The 16,138-nt window shown below is 62.0% G+C and carries 11 protein-coding genes and 2 pseudogenes; 4 read left to right on the top strand and 9 right to left on the bottom strand.

Annotated elements, in window-relative coordinates; all coding sequences use genetic code 11:
• Positions 1-241: 241 nt before the first annotated feature.
• From WG208_RS10875 to WG208_RS10865, 3 genes and pseudogenes are all read right to left on the bottom strand, one after another.
• Complete coding sequence (locus WG208_RS10875) at positions 242-1,744, bottom strand: carboxypeptidase regulatory-like domain-containing protein (RefSeq protein WP_337171378.1); 1,503 nt, start codon at positions 1,742-1,744, stop codon at positions 242-244.
• 475 nt (positions 1,745-2,219) lie between these two features.
• Positions 2,220-2,612: a transposase gene (locus tag WG208_RS10870; RefSeq protein ID WP_337171377.1), complete on the bottom strand. Its 393-nt coding sequence runs from the start codon at positions 2,610-2,612 to the stop codon at positions 2,220-2,222.
• 11 nt (positions 2,613-2,623) lie between these two features.
• Positions 2,624-2,761, bottom strand: a pseudogene (locus WG208_RS10865) (transposase zinc-binding domain-containing protein); the annotation flags it as partial.
• 220 nt (positions 2,762-2,981) lie between these two features.
• Here WG208_RS10865 and WG208_RS18770 point away from each other — a divergent pair.
• Positions 2,982-3,209 (top strand): annotated as a pseudogene (locus WG208_RS18770) (hypothetical protein); the annotation flags it as partial.
• Positions 3,210-3,259: 50 nt separating this feature from the next.
• Here the strand turns inward: WG208_RS18770 and WG208_RS10860 are convergent.
• The 5 genes from WG208_RS10860 to WG208_RS10840 all read right to left on the bottom strand — a co-directional run bounded on the left by WG208_RS10860 (position 3,260) and on the right by WG208_RS10840 (position 9,361).
• The gene (locus WG208_RS10860) at positions 3,260-3,397 is read right to left on the bottom strand and encodes a hypothetical protein (RefSeq protein ID WP_337171376.1); all 138 of its coding nucleotides are present in this window, start codon (positions 3,395-3,397) and stop codon (positions 3,260-3,262) included.
• Positions 3,398-3,691: 294 nt separating this feature from the next.
• Positions 3,692-4,945, bottom strand: coding sequence for a hypothetical protein (locus tag WG208_RS10855; protein ID WP_337171375.1), 1,254 nt, complete (start codon positions 4,943-4,945; stop codon positions 3,692-3,694).
• A 1,354-nt stretch (positions 4,946-6,299) separates the two neighbouring features.
• Entirely contained in the window at positions 6,300-6,842 is a 543-nt protein-coding gene (locus tag WG208_RS10850; RefSeq protein ID WP_337171374.1) for a hypothetical protein, read from the bottom strand.
• Between the two features lie 318 nt (positions 6,843-7,160).
• Complete coding sequence (locus tag WG208_RS10845) at positions 7,161-8,639, bottom strand: carboxypeptidase regulatory-like domain-containing protein (RefSeq protein ID WP_337171373.1); 1,479 nt, start codon at positions 8,637-8,639, stop codon at positions 7,161-7,163.
• Between the two features lie 218 nt (positions 8,640-8,857).
• On the bottom strand, positions 8,858-9,361 hold the full coding sequence (locus WG208_RS10840; protein ID WP_337171372.1) for an ABC transporter transmembrane domain-containing protein: 504 nt from the start codon (positions 9,359-9,361) through the stop codon (positions 8,858-8,860).
• An 846-nt stretch (positions 9,362-10,207) separates the two neighbouring features.
• Between WG208_RS10840 and WG208_RS10835 the strand changes: the two genes are divergently transcribed.
• The 3 genes from WG208_RS10835 to WG208_RS10825 all read left to right on the top strand — a co-directional run bounded on the left by WG208_RS10835 (position 10,208) and on the right by WG208_RS10825 (position 15,276).
• A complete protein-coding gene (locus tag WG208_RS10835; protein ID WP_337171371.1) occupies positions 10,208-11,149 on the top strand; it encodes a thiopeptide-type bacteriocin biosynthesis protein in 942 nt (313 codons plus the stop codon).
• A gap of 66 nt (positions 11,150-11,215) precedes the next feature.
• A complete protein-coding gene (locus WG208_RS10830) occupies positions 11,216-12,445 on the top strand; it encodes a lanthionine synthetase LanC family protein (RefSeq protein ID WP_337171370.1) in 1,230 nt (409 codons plus the stop codon).
• Positions 12,446-12,468: 23 nt separating this feature from the next.
• Entirely contained in the window at positions 12,469-15,276 is a 2,808-nt protein-coding gene (locus WG208_RS10825) for a lantibiotic dehydratase (RefSeq protein WP_337171369.1), read from the top strand.
• Positions 15,277-15,293: 17 nt separating this feature from the next.
• On the opposite strand, the gene WG208_RS10820 is transcribed toward WG208_RS10825, so the two are convergent.
• Positions 15,294-16,037 (bottom strand): S8 family serine peptidase, encoded by a 744-nt coding sequence (locus tag WG208_RS10820; protein WP_337171368.1) that lies wholly within the window; start codon positions 16,035-16,037, stop codon positions 15,294-15,296.
• Between the last annotated feature and the right edge of the window lie 101 nt (positions 16,038-16,138).

The following is a 16,138-nucleotide window of genomic DNA, read 5'->3' as shown; positions in this document are numbered from 1 at the left end:
AGGCCCGAGACCGGGCTGCGGAGGACAGCGGAGGTGGAGCCGCACACACTGCAACGGCGCATCGATCAGCTACCACGAGCCCTGAGGATCCAACGCGCCGGGAACGATTGAGCCGCTGGTTGATGCATACCCGGCGCGAAATCGATGACTCCAATCCCTGAGCGCGTCGATCGCCCGCATGCTCCGTGGTGGTGGACCGGGAGGGTTCCGTCGCGCCTTCAGCGGGAGACCGACCCCGCGCTCACCGCCGCGCGCCCGTCCACACCACGATACTGCCGCAGCCGCTGAAGATGTCCTGGAATTCCGGCGGGGCGAAGCCGGCCTGATACACCTCGACCGCCGCTACGAAGTCGGGCGGGAGGAAGCTGTCGAGCGCCTCGGTGCCGGGAATGCGCATACGGTCGACAAACACGGTGGGCACGCAACGGCCGTACGTGCCGCGCATCGTGATCACGCGATCTGCCCTGCCAGTCAGCTCGAGTCGCACACCGGGCACCCCGCGCAGCACGTCAGTGAAGCGAAATAGTAGCATCTCTTCCAGGTCGCCTGGCCCGAAGAAGCGCCCGAGTCCCGCGCGCCGCCGTTCCTCGAACGCGGCGAGATTCCGTCCGAGCGCCGTGCGCGCGGTCGCCGTGGCGCGCACCCGCACCGTGTCCATGGCCTGCGCGCGCACCAGCGCCACCACCTGTCCCACGGTGTCACCGGGCATGAGGTCCACCGGCTGCTGCCACGGTGCGTAGCCAAACGCCCGCACGTCGAGCGTCCATGTGCCGGTAGGCGCTTCCGTCAGCAGGAAACGCCCCGCGCTGTCGGTGCGCGTGTCGAGCCCCGTCGCACTCAGGCTCACCAAGGCGTTGACGAGCGGGCGCCCGTCGAGCGTCTGCACCGTGCCGCGCATGCCGCCGGCGCCACGCAGCACGATGTCCACGACGCCGCTGTCTTCTGGGGTCTGCGGGCCACTCGGCGTTGTCACCACCGTGTCCGCACGCCCCAGCACCAGGTCGCGCGGCACAATGCCGATGGCTGCCGTGTTGAACGTGGCCACGCCGCTCACTTCCTCGGCGCCCACCGCACGCAGCCGTACCGTCGTCTCGGTGGGCACGCCGCACACCACGTAGCGGCCGTTGTCGCCCACCGGCACATCAGTGGTCACGATGGTGCGTTCGACGCGTCCCGCCTCCAGGCGCAGGTCGAGCCACTGCGCCGTCACCTGTCCCGCGCTCAGGGGCAGGGTGCTGACCGATGACGTGGCACGCGGCGACGTCCGCGCCGGCACCGCGCGCCGCAACGTACCGAACAGGTAGCCGGTACCCGGTGCGGCCGCGCTTCCGCACACCCGCGACACGAGCGTGCGCGCCGACGGTACCGCCGCGTGTGCCGTCACACCGCGCCCGGCGCGCACCGTGAAAGGCACCATCACGCTCCCGACGCCCAGCGTATCGAGCCGCGCGTGACGCGCCGTGAGCACCCACGGCCCTGCCGCCAGGCTGTCCACCCGCGCGCGTCCGCGCGCATCGAGCGTGGCATCGTACACGCGTGTGGTGTCGAGCACCGACACGAGGCGCACGCTGGCGCCGGCGAGTGGCCGGCGCGTGATACTGTCCACGCTCGTGATGTCGACACGCCCCGGCCGAACGGCCGACGCGGACGCTTGCGCGTGCAGGCACGCGCCGCCCAGCGTGCCGGTACACGCGAAGAGCACGGCGATGGCGCGCGGAGCGCGGCGGTGCACCATGCGCGTCATCACTTGCGCTGCTCCACTGGAATTAGGAATTTGAATCGGGGCGGGTCGACGATCGGTCGAGTATACGACGCGATCACCGTCCGCGCGAGCACCGACTGGCGGGCGTGTGGGCCGTCCTCGGGTGACCGGCGCAGCGTCGGCGGACGGGCGTGGGGCGCGTGCCAGGCCCCGGCTCGCGGGGGCCCACATCGATGGCGGGCTCCGCGTGGTGACGTGGCCCTTGTCAGGGATGTGCACCAGCACGCGGGCCAGGAACTCGAGCGGGTCGGCGGTCTCGGTGCCCGCCGTCGGGCCGTAGGACTTGTCCGACGTACGTCACCGTCTTGGCGGCGCGGGCGTAGGTCAGCCGCTCGAGCGCGACGGGACTCCGGGCGCAGTAGCGCGCGAGGCGGGTGGCGAACGCGCGATCGCCCTCGGGGACCAAGGGCCCCGTGCCACACGGCGGTGTGCCCGTGGAACCCGGAATGCGGCCACGTCAGCATGCGCCCGCGTCCTGGTCTTCATCGAAGAGTTCGAGCCGCACGAACAACCGCAGCACGGCGCGGCGGAACGCCTCGGTCAACCGGGCGGTGTCCTGCACGGGCCATGTAACGAACGTCCCATCAGGCCGAAGGCCTCCGTCCGTGACGAGGAGGTGCAGGTGCGGGTGCCAGTTGGCCCGAGCGCCGTGCGTCTGCAAGCACGCCACGATACCCACCGCAAGGTCGCGCTCGCCCGTGAGCGTCCGGATGACGGCCGTGACGGTGCGGGCGGCGACGCGGGCGATCTCGCCGAGCAGACAGCGCCGATACAGACAGTAGGCGCGCGGCCGCTTGATGGCACCACCTGCCGGCGCGGCACCGGCGCGAGCAAGGTCGTGTCCAGCCACTGCGTCCAGATCGCTAACCGCTTGGCGTTGCAGCTTGGGCAGAAGTAGCGGGACTTGCAGGAGAACGCGAGCACGTACTCGTGTGGACAGTCGTGGCAGCGGATGCGGGCGAAGCCGTGCTCGAGTATGCCACATGCGAGGAACTTGTCGGCCACGTGCGCGACGACGGGGCGCCATGGGCCATACTCGCGCGCGAAGCGCTCGTCGTAGACCGTCTGCAGGCGGTGCAGGTGATCCGACACCAGTCGAGGGAGCGGCGACGCCTGCGCGCGTCGGGCATGCGCGCTCCGGGACCGAGGAGCGCCGAACATACTCGCGATCCTTCCGTTCAAAGAATTCTTCGACGCGCTCAACGCGGCGGAGCGGTCGGTGTTTTACATCCTGCTCGGCGCAGCCGCGGTGCTCGGCTTCGTGCTTGGCCGCCGCCGCAAATCCGACTCACGCGGGTTCAGGTCCTTCGGCGCATGGCGGTTCCCATCCTTCCAGAACTCCGGAGAGGAACTCGTATCGCGTGTGTTGCTCGGACACTTTCGCGCACCCGACTATCACCTCATGAATCACGTCACGCTACGCATGGACGACGGGACCACTCAGGTGGACCACATTCTCGTCTCGCGGTTCGGCGTGTTCGCGATCGAGACCAAAGACTACCACACCTGCTTGAGTGCGTTCCGCGCGACGCCATCAAGTCCGTTGTGGTGTGCTGCGGAAGCGCCGAGTTCAAGACCGATGTACCCGCGGGCGTCATGCACATCGACGAACTCGTTCCGTTCCTGCAGCGACATTCCGTGAAGCTCTTGCCTCTCAACCGCATGCAGTATGCAGTATGCAGTATGCAGTCGGTCGGCTCGAGACAGCCCGCCTGGCATTGAGCAGGCAGACGGATGTCGAGCACGTGGAGACCCTCCGGCGGCTTGGCCGCGACGTCGTATAACGACGCGTGCTGCCGATGACCGCCGGTGCGAATGGTGGGGCGGGATGCGGCGCGTCATCCGTTCGCAATCGCTGCGCCATACATCTCACCGCGCGACCCCCGAGTCGCTGAAGGTCGCTGGCCGAGCGGCGCTGCGACCGCCAACTTACGGAGCCGTCGCTGCTGGCATCTCCACCCCATCCTTCACACGAAGGCGGATATCGCGGGTCGCCGCGAAGTCTGCGAGCGGATCGGCGCCGAGGGCGAGGAAGCTGGCTTCGTAGCCAGGCCGGAGCTTTCCAAGCTTCCGCTTTGGGAACAGCGTACTCGCGCAGGCCGCGCCCCAGACATCGAGCAGTGCGGCATGGCTGAACACACCGAGTCCCTGCAGGTAGTCGATCTCGGCGGTGCTGGTCTGTCTCGTCTCGTCGCTTCCCGCCGCCAGCACGACTCCAGACTGTCGCAGGAGCCGGAGGTTCTCGATCTGTGCGGCGCGCATTGCGAGATAGTTGGTCGTGTCCCGCTTGCGCGCCGGACGCTCGATGAGCACCGCCGTCGTGATCACCCGCACGCCGCGTGCGGCGGCCAGGCGTGCGTCGGCCGCTGCGATGCGAGCCGGCGAGTCGTTCCCGGGGAGGTGAGCGATGACGTCCACGCCAGCCTCGACCGCGACGTGGAAGTCGTGTGCGCTCTCCACGTGAGCGAAGACCCGCAGTCCCTGTCGGTGCGCGCGTGCGACGATCGGCGGCACGAGCTTCGGATCGAGTCCCTTCTGCCCGAAGTAGGTCGTGTCGCGCTGACGTCGCGGAAAGTCCTCGGACCACAGCAGGAAGACCTTGATGCCGTCTGGCCGGAAGCCGACGATTTGCGGCCACTTCCGATTCAAGTCCGCGAGCGAGTCGACGACGAAGTACGAGTGATCCGCCAGCGACTCACGCGTGAAGCCCGGGTACAGCCCTCGTTCAAGCAGGGACTCGCGAAGACGGATGGGATGCCCGCCCGTGGCCGTCAGGCCGCCGTTCAAGAAAATCGCGTCGACGCTGCGGGCGTTGTTGTAGGTCTGACGAATCGGATCCGTCAGCGCCGGCAGGTTGGATAGCACCCCGACATAGAAGATGCCTTCGCGGAGGTATCGATCGATTGCTTCTTGGTTCCCGTCGGCACTGCCCAAGTTGTGGTTGTGCGCCTCGCAGAACGGCGGCACGAGGAAGGCACCGGACAGGTCCACGGTGCGGCTTGCCGTCGCCGGATCGGCGTCCACGAAACGCCCGCCTTCGACGACAAGCGCGCGCGCGACGAAAGTCGAGTCGTCGAGGACTCGCGCGTTGATGAAGGCGATGCGGTCGGTACTCGCGGCGCCCGTTCCATAAGCCGCGTAGGCGGCAGAGAGTGCAGCAAGCGCTATCGTAGCGGTTCTCAACGGTTCGCTCCTATTGAATCGACTCTCACGGAGGCTGGCAGCTGAAGCGACGAAGCCGCTACCGCGATTCGCCGAAGGCACGACGGGAAATTTCTGGGCAGCGGTACCCTGTGTGCTTCGACGGTCTGAACCCCGTAAAGGGTTTGCAGGTTCACCGGGCACATCCGATCGATGGGACGAACCGTCGTTCGAGCGCCATAAAGTTCTTCCCGAGCCGTATAGCGACGCTTGCTGCCGACAAGCGCGGAGGCGGTAGCGGTTGTGGGGCCACTACTCCACTTTGTGGAACGACTGCAGTGGCCCCACAACCGCATCTTATGGGAGCACTTGCAGCAGAAGCCCACGTTAGAGAGCGACAGGCATTCATTTCGGAGCGACCATGCGACGTGTATCGATTGTCCTCGGTGGCATTGGCGTATTTTTCTCGCTCGCGCGCGATGCCCGCGCTCAGGTCTCCGACCTCCGGGGGATCGCCTTCGTCGTCGATACGACCCCGGACGTGACGCCTGGAGGCCCTGGTCCAGTGAGGCCGCTGGGTATGCGAGTCACGTGGGCCGGAACGCGCGGGCGCATCGATATTCTCACGCGGTCCCCACGGCCTGTGATCAGGGTCGGAGATGTAACGGTCGGACCGTCACCGGCCGTGGCTGGTGATTACTACCTTTTCGATAGTACCGGTTTCGTCTTGGTCCGCTCAGCGGCCAGGCAGTTTTCGATACTGCAGATCGCCGACGCTGCGTTCAACTACGCAGGGCGGCGGGACGGCTGGCCAGCGTTCTTCCCGTTCGCACAGACGCGCGTAGACACTGTTTCTGCGGATTCGGTGACAACCACAGACCATGCCGAACACCGCATCTACTGGCACGTCGAGGTTGCGACGGACACGGTGTGTGCCGCGGGTGGATGTAGCGTCGAGGAGCTCGCGCGCGGTCGCACGACGATCGCCGATGTCCCAGTCGCCGAGCTGATCGTTGCTCGTTGGTTTGGCCCTGCGCAAGCTCTCGCTGAGATTCCAGGCGGTGTGTCGCGCTTGAGCGCCCAAACGATTCGGGTAACTACCGTGAGCCCTGTAACCGGCATTCATCGCATTCGCGACCTGCGCTCTACTTCTGTCGCCCGCGCTTCGCTTACGGTGCCTTTGGATTCTGTAGAAGCACCGTGTCCAGGCCTCCCCGCAAGTGCAGCAAACAGGGGCGTCGACCGCGATGCGAAGTGGCACTCGCTTCCGATAAGCCGCTGATCGTACCTCGAGTATCCGCTCGCCGCTCTCTAACGAACACTGCAGCTGACAGGGGCATTTCGGAGGTGCGCTGCCCGCACCATTGTCCGACTCCCTTGCAGCTGAGCTGGGGCGTTATGGTGACGTGACCAGGGATTGCTGTAGCCCGCTGGTCTCGCCATTTTTCCCCTCATGGTCGATAAATCGCCGACACTCGAATCCCTCACGGCCCAAGAGCGCATCACGCTCATCGGTCGCCTCTGGGATAGTCTCGACCCCGCCGTAGCGGCCCCGCTCTCGCCCGCACTCGCGGTCGAGCTCGATCGACGCGAGGCCGAAGCTGATGCGGACCCTGATGTCGGTATCCCGTGGACCGTGCTTCGCGACGAGCTCCGCGCCCGACTCCGCTAAGTGCCCGCGCTCGTCGTCCGGGGCCGCGCTCAAGCGGAGATTGACGACGCCTTCGAGTGGTATCGCGTTCGGTCGCCAGACGCGGCGGCCCACTTCCTCACGGCCGTCGATCGCGCGCTCGAAGAGATCGCGGCGGAGCCGGAGCGCTATCCCGTGGTGCGCGGGCGCTTGCGCCGTGTACTGCTGGCACGGTTCCCCTACGCGGTCTATTTCAAGATCTACCCGCGTACAATCAGCGTGGTTGGCGTGATCCACGGGAGTCGTCACCCGGACCACTGGCTCTCACGCGCTGCACCATAACGACGCTTGCTGCTGTCGGGCCTTTTCGGAAGCGCGCTCCGCGCGCATCGTATTGGAGCGTCCGCAGCAGAAGCTGGCGTTAAGCACCTAACAACAGCTGTGCTGAACGTGAACGTGCCCCGATTTCGTGGAGAGATGAAGCGCTCGGGCGTATCGCGCAGCGCTACCCTGGCGCGCGAGTAGACGCGTGCACGATGAGTCCGATGAAGGGGAATCGCATAAGAAGACGGACTCGGCGAGGTGAGTGGTGGACGCATGGCAATCGATAGCGTATCGCGCACAGGACTACCGCCTCCGATCGCGCGTAACACCCGTCCACAACACCACACTGCCGCAGAAGGTTTCCGCCTTGTATTCCGACGGCACAAGGACCGGGTTGGTGTAGATCTCCACGCCGCGCAGGTCGGCGGCGTTGACGTACATATCGAGGGTGAAGTTGCCGGCGGCCGGCACCCCGTTCACGTAAATCGTGGGATCGCACGATCGTCCAGGCGCTCCAAAGACAATCTTGTCGCCACCCGGGCCGGGTACGACGCGAACGCCCGGCACGAATCGGAACACGTCGACCGGCGTGATCGCGTTGATGCGGGCGAGTTGCAGGGTATCGAGAAATCGTCCGATGGCGCCCCGACTCCGCTTCTCGAAGCCGCTCAAATCCACTCCCATTATCCTCGAGCGCAGCGCGCGAATTTGTATGGGTGTCAGATCGGCTGGCTTCTCGAGCGCGGCGGTGATCATCGTGGGTTCACCCTCGACGATGTCGATCACTCGTCGTGTCAATGGATAGCCGATCGCGCGCAACTCGAGCACGTGCGATCCGGTGGGGAGGTCCGTCAGCGCGAAGCGACCATCGGACCCTGACGTCGTGTTGACCCCCGTGCCCCAGACGGTGGCGTGCGCGTTCGCGAGTGGTGCGCCGAAGGTCGTGCGCGCGCCCCCGCGTACGATACCTGTACCGCGCAACAACGTGACGGTTGCGCGCGACGCGGAGGCCGGTGACGACGTATCGCCTTCGAAGGCGGCTGATGAATCGGACGCGAGCACCGTATCCGGTAGCGGGATGCGCCGCGCGGCGCCGAGCGTGAGATCGAGTTTACCGATCCCGTGCGACGGCACGTCCGCGAGCAGTATCCCGGTGGAATCGGCGCCGCTCCACGCCTGGATACGAACGAGTCCGTAGGGCGGCACGCCGCACACGGAGTACTCCCCGGTGGCTGTTGTACGCAGCGTGAGTTCACGCAGCTGACGCCGAAAGACGCCGCCCACGATTTCCGGTTCGGGCCACTCAACGCGTACACTGCCCGACACCGCGACGTGTGGTGGCCGCGCGTTGCGGAGCGTGCCGAACAGGTAGCCGCTCGAATCGATCGCCACACTGGCGCCGCACTCCTGCGTGATCAGTGAACCCGCGGACGGCACGGCGATCACGGCGCGGGTGACGCCTCGCGATTTCACATCAACGCCGCGAGTCAGTTGCACGATGGCGAGCGAATCGAGCCGCGGGTGATTGGCGCCGACGATCCACTGGCCCGGTGCGACGCTGTCGAACACAAAGCGTCCGCGCTCGTCCGTGGTCGCGAAGCGAATCACGGCGACGTTGCTGGCGAATGCCAGTTGGATCGTCGCGCCCGACAATGGCCGCGCATAGATGCTGTCGTACGCCACGCCTTCCAGTCGACCAATGGAGCCCTCGGTCGCTCGGCGTGATTGCGCCTGTGTCGTGGTCGGTACAATCGCGCCGACGCTGAGGATGACCCAGAGCACGACGTCGGCCGCGCGTCGGCGGACTCGAACGCCTCGCGGAATTGGTGAATAGCTAGCGCAGTGCATATGCATATCGGACGTCGGGTTCACGTGCGAATTCGGAGGCATACCCCTCTCTCGCCAGAGAGAGGGTCCCCGCCGACCAGTCGTCCGCATGTCGTAGTTCGCGCCCATCTTCCGCGACATACCCCAGCGTCTCCTGGTAGCGCAAAAATGGCTCAAAAAGCTGCGCGCCGTAAGTTCTGATCCAGATCTAACCGAACGCCGCGATGATCACGACCATCAAAAAAAGAGGGCACTAAGAAGACGTAGATTCCGCTCATGAACACAGTCTGCAGCGAGCGCGATACCGTGCCCAGCGCCGAACGCATGTCGGCGATTCGACCCATCACTTCACCAACGCGATGCCTTTCGAGGAAGCGCATCGGCAGATGCTGCAGGTGATTGAAGTACAATAGCGCAACAGCACCCGACATCTTCGCTGTGATTACTTGAGTGTAGTAGCTCCGTATCGCTCCCATCAGCGCTGACGCAATTGAGAAAGCCGTGCCCCCCCCGACTAGAGCACGGAGAAGGCTGACGTCGTGCGCCGGATAGACGTTGTCGAAATGGAGTTTAGACGCATACGGTACCACCAATCCGAGCATACCAACGAGCGCCGATAGCGCGAAGCCCTGTGCCATGCCGCTCCAGTAGCTGCGAATGAGCGTCGTCAGCCGCATCCAATGCGACAATGCCTCACGAAACGACGGTACAGATGTCGGAGTGTGGGATCGACGACTTCTCATGTACTCGTGGTTTTCCTCTTCTATATAAACGCATCCAGCAGTGGCGAGTATCAATCTTGACTCGAACAACGGCAAGTCTGCTACACCAATACCCTTTGAAATCCCTACCATGTGTCCCGTGCCAGCAAACAACGACCGTCAATACAGGCTTGACAGGTTTTAGGGCATCCGTATATTCGCCACCACGGCGAGGTGTCGCATTGGTGAATGTCCGCGACAGCACTCGTGTAGTGCAGTCTGACAATCTCCCAAGGAGGAGCAGTGGCCGAATCACAGAAGGTGCGAATGCGTTTGCAGGATCTCAAGGTCAAGTCGTTTGCAACGACTCCAAGTCTGAAGCGCGACGAGGGTACAGTTCGCGGGTTGGATACCTGTACAGTCTGCACCCTCGTTTCGGACGACACTACCTGTGGGCTCATCACGACGAACGACCCTACCTGTGGAGCCTGCACAATCACGACGGATGACGCCTGCAACATTCAAACCGATAGCACCGATACAGGGGGGACCGGAACCGGGGGCGGCGGTCCCTGCGGTGTTGTCACTGAAGTCTGTGGCACTGTCACTAACGGTTGCACTGGATGCACGGGCGGGCCTGAAACTTGCGGTTGGGGCGCCTTCTCCGATATCTGACGCTCGATACGAGTACGTGCGCTAACGGTCGGAGCACCGGCGGCTTCGCTGGTCTGAAACGCGGGTGCTCTGATTTGTGCGTGTCAGTGGCCGCGGAAGCGGCGAGCCGCATTCCCTACGCCTGCCCACATTGCCGATGCTCGTAGTATGACACACAGCGATGAACAGGAAGACGTTTGGGTTGGCGCGCACATCTATCTTGAACCCAATGCTGGGCGACAGGCATACGACGACGTTCTTAGGCGCGCGATCGCTCCAACAGCGCGAGCTTGCATTCGCCGCGGGGACGCATCGCGGTTCTTTTTCATCCGATACGGTGAAAACGGCCCGCACCTCCGGCTGCGATTGCGCATTGGGCGCAGAAACTTCGCTTCAACAAAAGCACTGTTGGAGGATGAATTGGCCGCTCAGCTCACTGCGACCAGACTCGGTGCGCCCGTTCCCGCGCTCCCTGAGCCTGCGCAGCCATCATCTCTGTCGGGGGTGTGGTGGGTTCCATATGTGCCAGAGACGGCGCGATACGGCGGCAGCGGCGCTCTGCCTCTCTGCGAAGTTCTCTTCGCAACATCAAGTGAACTCGCATGTCGGGTGGTTGAAACCTTCTCGCTTGACGCCCTTGAGAGTCGCTATGGCATAGCGCTATCGGCCATGGTTGCGCTCCTCGCGATCAGCGGAGTGGGTCGCAACGGCGCATCAAGAATTGCTCAATTGCACCGCAATCATTGGTTGGGTGCGAGACTTCGCGTAGGCCAAGTGACGTCCGCGACCACGGAGGTTGTTGATCAGCTTGCGGTAGGCGACGGTCACAGCGAAATGATCGAACGTGTCTGGGCCGCTGCATCCTTCGAGGTTGACCAACTGCCCGAGCCGTTGTGTGACTTTGTTGAGAACACGTTGCCGCTGATGGCGGCGCTGCGTAATCTCTGCGCGAGCGGTGGCGTCGTAATCAAAGACGCTCCTGCAAACGATTGGGAAGAAGCATGCAGTGCTCTCCTTCCGAGTCTGTTGCACATGTCGAACAATCGGTTTGGTATACTGCCGTCAGAGGAAAGTGTTCTCGCGGAGATGATCGTTCGCGCATTGTGGTAGGTAGAGCGGGCACCACTGCGGATAATTGCTGGCCTTCAAGTCCGAAACAGCCCACGCAAACTCATCATGATCGGATCGATGTTGACAGCAAAAAGCGGACGCATTCACACCACGGAAGTATTCCTCAACCAGTCAACGGAGATCGCTGAACAACTCCTTGCAACGGCCTTCGCCGACAGCGATGGGCATCTAACATGGGGGCGCGGATTCGGCGCTGATCGGCAGGCAGTCCAGGACGCTGGAATCTTCTCTGGGCGGATCGGAGAGGCCGTGTTCTTAGCAGCGTTGGCGCGCGAGACTGCGCGACCAGACTTGCGAGATGCAGCGGTATCGTGCTGTGCGCGGCTGTTGAGTGTGGTCAGGCTGTCAGGAGTTCGCCAGACCCTCGTGGACGAACTCTCTCTCGGTGCACAAGGACTGGGCGGCGCTATCTGCGGCCTTGTTCGCGTCGGCCAATTTCTTGGAGAAGAAGAAATGTTGGCCGCCGCGGTTCAGCTGGCGATGGGCCTTTCGCGACAACGGCTTGAAAGCGACCAAAAACTTGACGTGTTCTGGGGGATGGGCGGGTTGCTGCCATCCCTGATCGCTCTTTACCGCTCAGGGGCGCAAGAGGTTCTGGGCTTGGCGGTCGCATGCGGCGACTTGCTGGTGGAACGCCGGGTGGTAGATGGAGGCACCGGAGTGCGCGCGTGGCGTACATTGGGCGATCGCCCGTGGGGTGGCTACGCGCACGGCAGTTGCGGAATTGCAGCCGGCCTCTTGCAGTTATTCGCGTGCACCGGTGACGCCAAATATGCGACCGCCGCCTTTGAGGCTTTTGAGTTCGAACGTCTCATACAGCGGGATGACGGAGTATGGCCAGACTACGTCGGCCAGGAAATCACAACGTCAGGCTGGTGTCATGGCGCTCCCGGAATCGCGCTGAGTCGCCTAGTCGCAATTGAGAATGTGAGCGAGAGCCTTCTTCCGGAGGAGATTCTAGGCGATCTCGATTCATCTCTATCGAGTACGATTGCTTCTCCCCTTCGGATGTCGTACACCGTGTGTTGCGGCACGGCTGGTCGCGCTGCAGTGCTGTACAGAGCGGCGAACGTTCTTTCCAACGATTCATTGCGAGCACATGCCAACCACATACTGCATTTCTCCATAGACCGCATCAACGCGGTCGGCATTGGCAGCCAGGTTGCAAGTGAGCCGCATCTGGCGAAGGGATTCTGGCAGGGGCTCGCCGGCGTTGGCTACACCCTACTACGGGCATCCAATTCGACGCGATTCCCGTGCATTCTGAGTCTCTAGGCAAACACTATCAGAATCATCGCATGACACTTTTTGAATCCGCGGGCGTATTCGAAGATTTTGTGTGCCGAGTTGCGGCTCTGCCGGCAAGTTGTACGCAGGAACTTCACTCAGGAAGATGTAGAAGTTTGTTAGATGATATATTCGGGATGAGCGAGCGGATTGCGGATCTGCGCGAACGGACTTCAAACGTCCTCCATGCCGCCGTGTCTACCCGAAGCGACCGCGATGAGCGACGCGATCTGATCAATGCACGGCGAAAGCTATTCAACGAAAAGCAGCTAAGTCCGCGCGAACGTGCCTCGATCTCCAAGTGTCTCTCGAGTGCGGATGTCACAATTGTAGAGGAACTCGCTCAGCTTCTAGACACACGGAATGCCCTTCGGCAGAAACTAAGGGATGCCTTCGCCTCGGAACTCGATCTGGCCAGGTCCCGTCTTCGAAATACTATAGACGACGGGTCATTGAGAAGCGGCATCCTCGCGTCAAGCGAGTCGCTCTACCAAGCGATGTCGCTCTATCGCGAGCGTCCCCATACGCTTTCGCCGGGTGAACGCTTGAAGACCGAACGCGGTATTCTTCGATACGTTACGCGCGCGAGCATGAAAGCCACGCCGTTCTCGACGTTGTGTTCAATCCTCCCAGGTAGATTTGTTGTCGATGATGACAACACGGCACATGACACGCCACGAACTACCGACTATCGCAGTTTGCGAATCGAAGGGCCGAAAGAGCAGATCAAGGCAATTCGATTAAACAAGAGGCTGTACGGCGTGCTGCGGCACAGTGTTTTACGTCACGCTGAGCTTCGACTGCACATGGACATCGAGCTGAATCCGACGCTCAAGCGCGAACCCACGGAGTTCGTGTTCTTGTTCGTCGGAGGTGGACGAGAGGTATTCCAGCGTGTCGAGCGAAACGAGCTGATCGATCTTGTTGTTGAAATGGTAGCGAGTGAGAGAACGACGCTATCTCAGCTGGCAGCTCGCATTGCAGAGCGTGCTGAGGTGGAGTCTACACACGAAGAAGCGATCGAATTCATCAACAAGCTTCTGGCCGCCGGACTTCTGCGCTTTTTTTTCGGCATTCCTGAGCAAGAGGCGGTCTGGCACGATTTGTTCGCCTCAACCATGGAGAGATCCGAACTGGCTATCGGTCGCCAAATCGCCGACGACCTTCGGCGACTGGGCGGTGCAGCGGATAGCTACAGCCATGCGTCAGCGGAAGGACGTCCGCTTATTGCCGAAGAGGCACAACAGGCCATCGTCAACCTGATGAGAAGCCTCAATCTTCCGGATACGAGATGGATCGGGCCGATCTTTTTCGAGGATGCTTCCGCGAACGCGCAAGCAACGATACCGTGGACACCCGCGCTAGCTCGCATGTTTGGTGACCTGCGGCGATACGTTGGCCTTACACGTCGTCTTTCGCAGACACGAATCGATCAGGCAGTTATGCGTCGCTTCTTTGACGAGCGCTATGCCGATACCGCGGCTCCGATTCCTCTGCTTGAGTTCTACGAGGATTTCCACAGAGATTTTCAAAAGGAACACCTCGTGCGCGCCGCAAAGCAGGCCGCTGGCGCAGCCGATCCCGACTACAACGTGGCGAACCCCTATAACCTTGAGGTTGTGGCAAACGCGTTCGCAGCACGTGGTAGAATCGCCCGCCTCATTGCAGCAGAGCAGAATAGGGACGCTGACGCGGTTGAAGTGTCGATCTCACTAGATGAGCTGTTCGATTGCGTTAAAGATGTGCCGGACGTCAGCGACGAGCATGTTTCCGTCGGGATGTTTCTCGACCTGGTTGAACCGGGGGACGGATCGAGTTCGCCTCGCGTTGTGCTGAACAAAGCACATTATGTTGATGGTTTTGGAAGGTTCTTCTCCCGCTTTTTGCACGTCTTGCCCGATGCCGTTACGAAAAACCTTCGGGCTACGAACGCTGCGAGAAGTGGCAACATCGTCGCGGAGATTGGTAGCGATGGCAACTTCAACCCCAACTTGCACCCACCACTGCTTCCTTGGGCGATTGCGTACCCGACGACAGAAACTGGAGAAGACAAAGTTCTCTCTGTTACGGAGCTTGCTGTCACTCGCCGGAAGGAACGTTCGGATGCACTCTCGCTTTGGCACGTTCCTTCTGGACGCGAGGTAGCGCCTGTTGATCTGGGATTTCAGAGTCGCGACGGGCGCCCCGCCCTCTTTCAGCTCTTGGGTCGCTTTTCGCCAGCGGCGCAGTTCGCGCTGACACTGCCTTATTTATCTCCACGACACGCCAGTGGTAGCGAGGAATCGACCCCACAGGTTCGACATCTACCTCGAGTCGTGTTGAATGACACGATTGTCGTTTCCAGGCAGACTTGGGTGGTACCGTCAGAGTTGTTGCCGAAGCGAGCCGCTGGGGTGACCGACGACGAGTGGTTTGCGCAAGTCGACGAATGGCGCAAGCATCACGGCCTGCCTGAGGAGGTATACCTCCGCATTCGACAGCACAGCCGCTCTTCCGGCGTCGAGTCAGGCCAGCCTCAGGCAAAGGCTGCTGTGCCGCCGATCGCTTCGCGCGGCGAGAGAAATCTTGCCAAACCGCAGTACATCAATTTTGGATCGCCGATCCTACTCGGAGTGTTGACGCACACACTAAAGGAGTTGCCTTCCTTCATTGCAATATTCGAAGAGCGATATCCAGACGGTGATCAGATCACGTATTGGAACGACGAGCGACATGTCTTTGAACTCTTAGTTGAATTTGATGTTCCTCGTGAAGGCCTTTCGAGTTGTCGCACCATGGCCGAAGCAACGGATTCGATGCAAGTAGTCGGGACAAGCTAGCCGCCGGAAGTGGCGGCCTACGGAACACCGCGTTGAATGGTGCTCTGATTGCTCGCGAGAAAGCGGCGGAATTGGTCCGCACCAGCATTCGGGTGTGACTGACGGAAAATTGCAGCAATTCCTGACAGTTGCGCGGCGGCGTAGCTCGATCCGTTTCTGATGCGCTCGACACCGCCGATTGAGCGCGTGCGGACCAACCGCGGTCCTATTCGACATTCAGGCGCATTGTCCACTGCGTACGAGAACTCGTACGGTTCAGCGAAATCTCCGTTCTCGACGCTTATTACGCTGTCGAATGAGGCAGGGAAACGCCAACGCCCGGCCGGATCGCTGGCCGCGATGACAAGCGCCCCCTTTCGCTCCGCCCTGCTGCAGAGTTCTTGTAGCGGATCAATCGCGCTTGGCTCATCGGAGCCAAGGCTAAGGTTGATCACATCAACGTCTTGTGCGACTGCCCACTCTAGCGCTTTGAGGAGCGCCGTGACTGACGTTGTGAGGCTCTCCGCAAACACCTTTATCGGGACGAAGGTCGCTGACGGTGCCATGGCGGCAATCAGCAATACGCATTCTGTGCCGTGACCGTGCGAGTCTTGCGCAGAAGAGTCCTCAGCTCCGGAAAAGTTTTGTCCGGGAAGTACGCGCACGCCGGCAGTACTGTGATAGTCCCAGCCACTATCAATTACCGCAATCCGAACGCTCTCGTCGCGAATAGGTTTTTGTTTCTTCGTAAGCCGTACACCGCTGTGGTCGCCGTGGGCCATAGCTATTGCGGGAATGCTGTTAAACGATCGTGACGAATCAGCACCTGTTCCTCAGCGGCGCAGCGCAGCAGCTAACGTTGGGCAAGCCATTTTTCTTTCGT

It is taken from the genome of Gemmatimonas aurantiaca, assembly GCF_037190085.1.
GTDB classification, from domain to species: domain Bacteria; phylum Gemmatimonadota; class Gemmatimonadetes; order Gemmatimonadales; family Gemmatimonadaceae; genus Gemmatimonas; species Gemmatimonas aurantiaca_A.
The sequence above is the reverse complement of the archived record's forward strand: the minus strand, read 5'-3'. Positions and strand labels throughout refer to the sequence as shown.

Coding starts and splice junctions, on each gene's coding strand:
- WG208_RS10875 (WP_337171378.1), bottom strand. CDS start 1,744: ATGACGCGCATGGTGCACCGCCGCGCTCCGCGCGCCATCGCCGTGCTC.
- WG208_RS10825 (WP_337171369.1), top strand. CDS start 12,469: ATGACACTTTTTGAATCCGCGGGCGTATTCGAAGATTTTGTGTGCCGA.
- WG208_RS10820 (WP_337171368.1), bottom strand. CDS start 16,037: ATGGCCCACGGCGACCACAGCGGTGTACGGCTTACGAAGAAACAAAAA.
- WG208_RS10860 (WP_337171376.1), bottom strand. CDS start 3,397: ATGTCGCTGCAGGAACGGAACGAGTTCGTCGATGTGCATGACGCCCGC.
- WG208_RS10835 (WP_337171371.1), top strand. CDS start 10,208: ATGACACACAGCGATGAACAGGAAGACGTTTGGGTTGGCGCGCACATC.
- WG208_RS10830 (WP_337171370.1), top strand. CDS start 11,216: ATGATCGGATCGATGTTGACAGCAAAAAGCGGACGCATTCACACCACG.
- WG208_RS10840 (WP_337171372.1), bottom strand. CDS start 9,361: ATGCGGCTGACGACGCTCATTCGCAGCTACTGGAGCGGCATGGCACAG.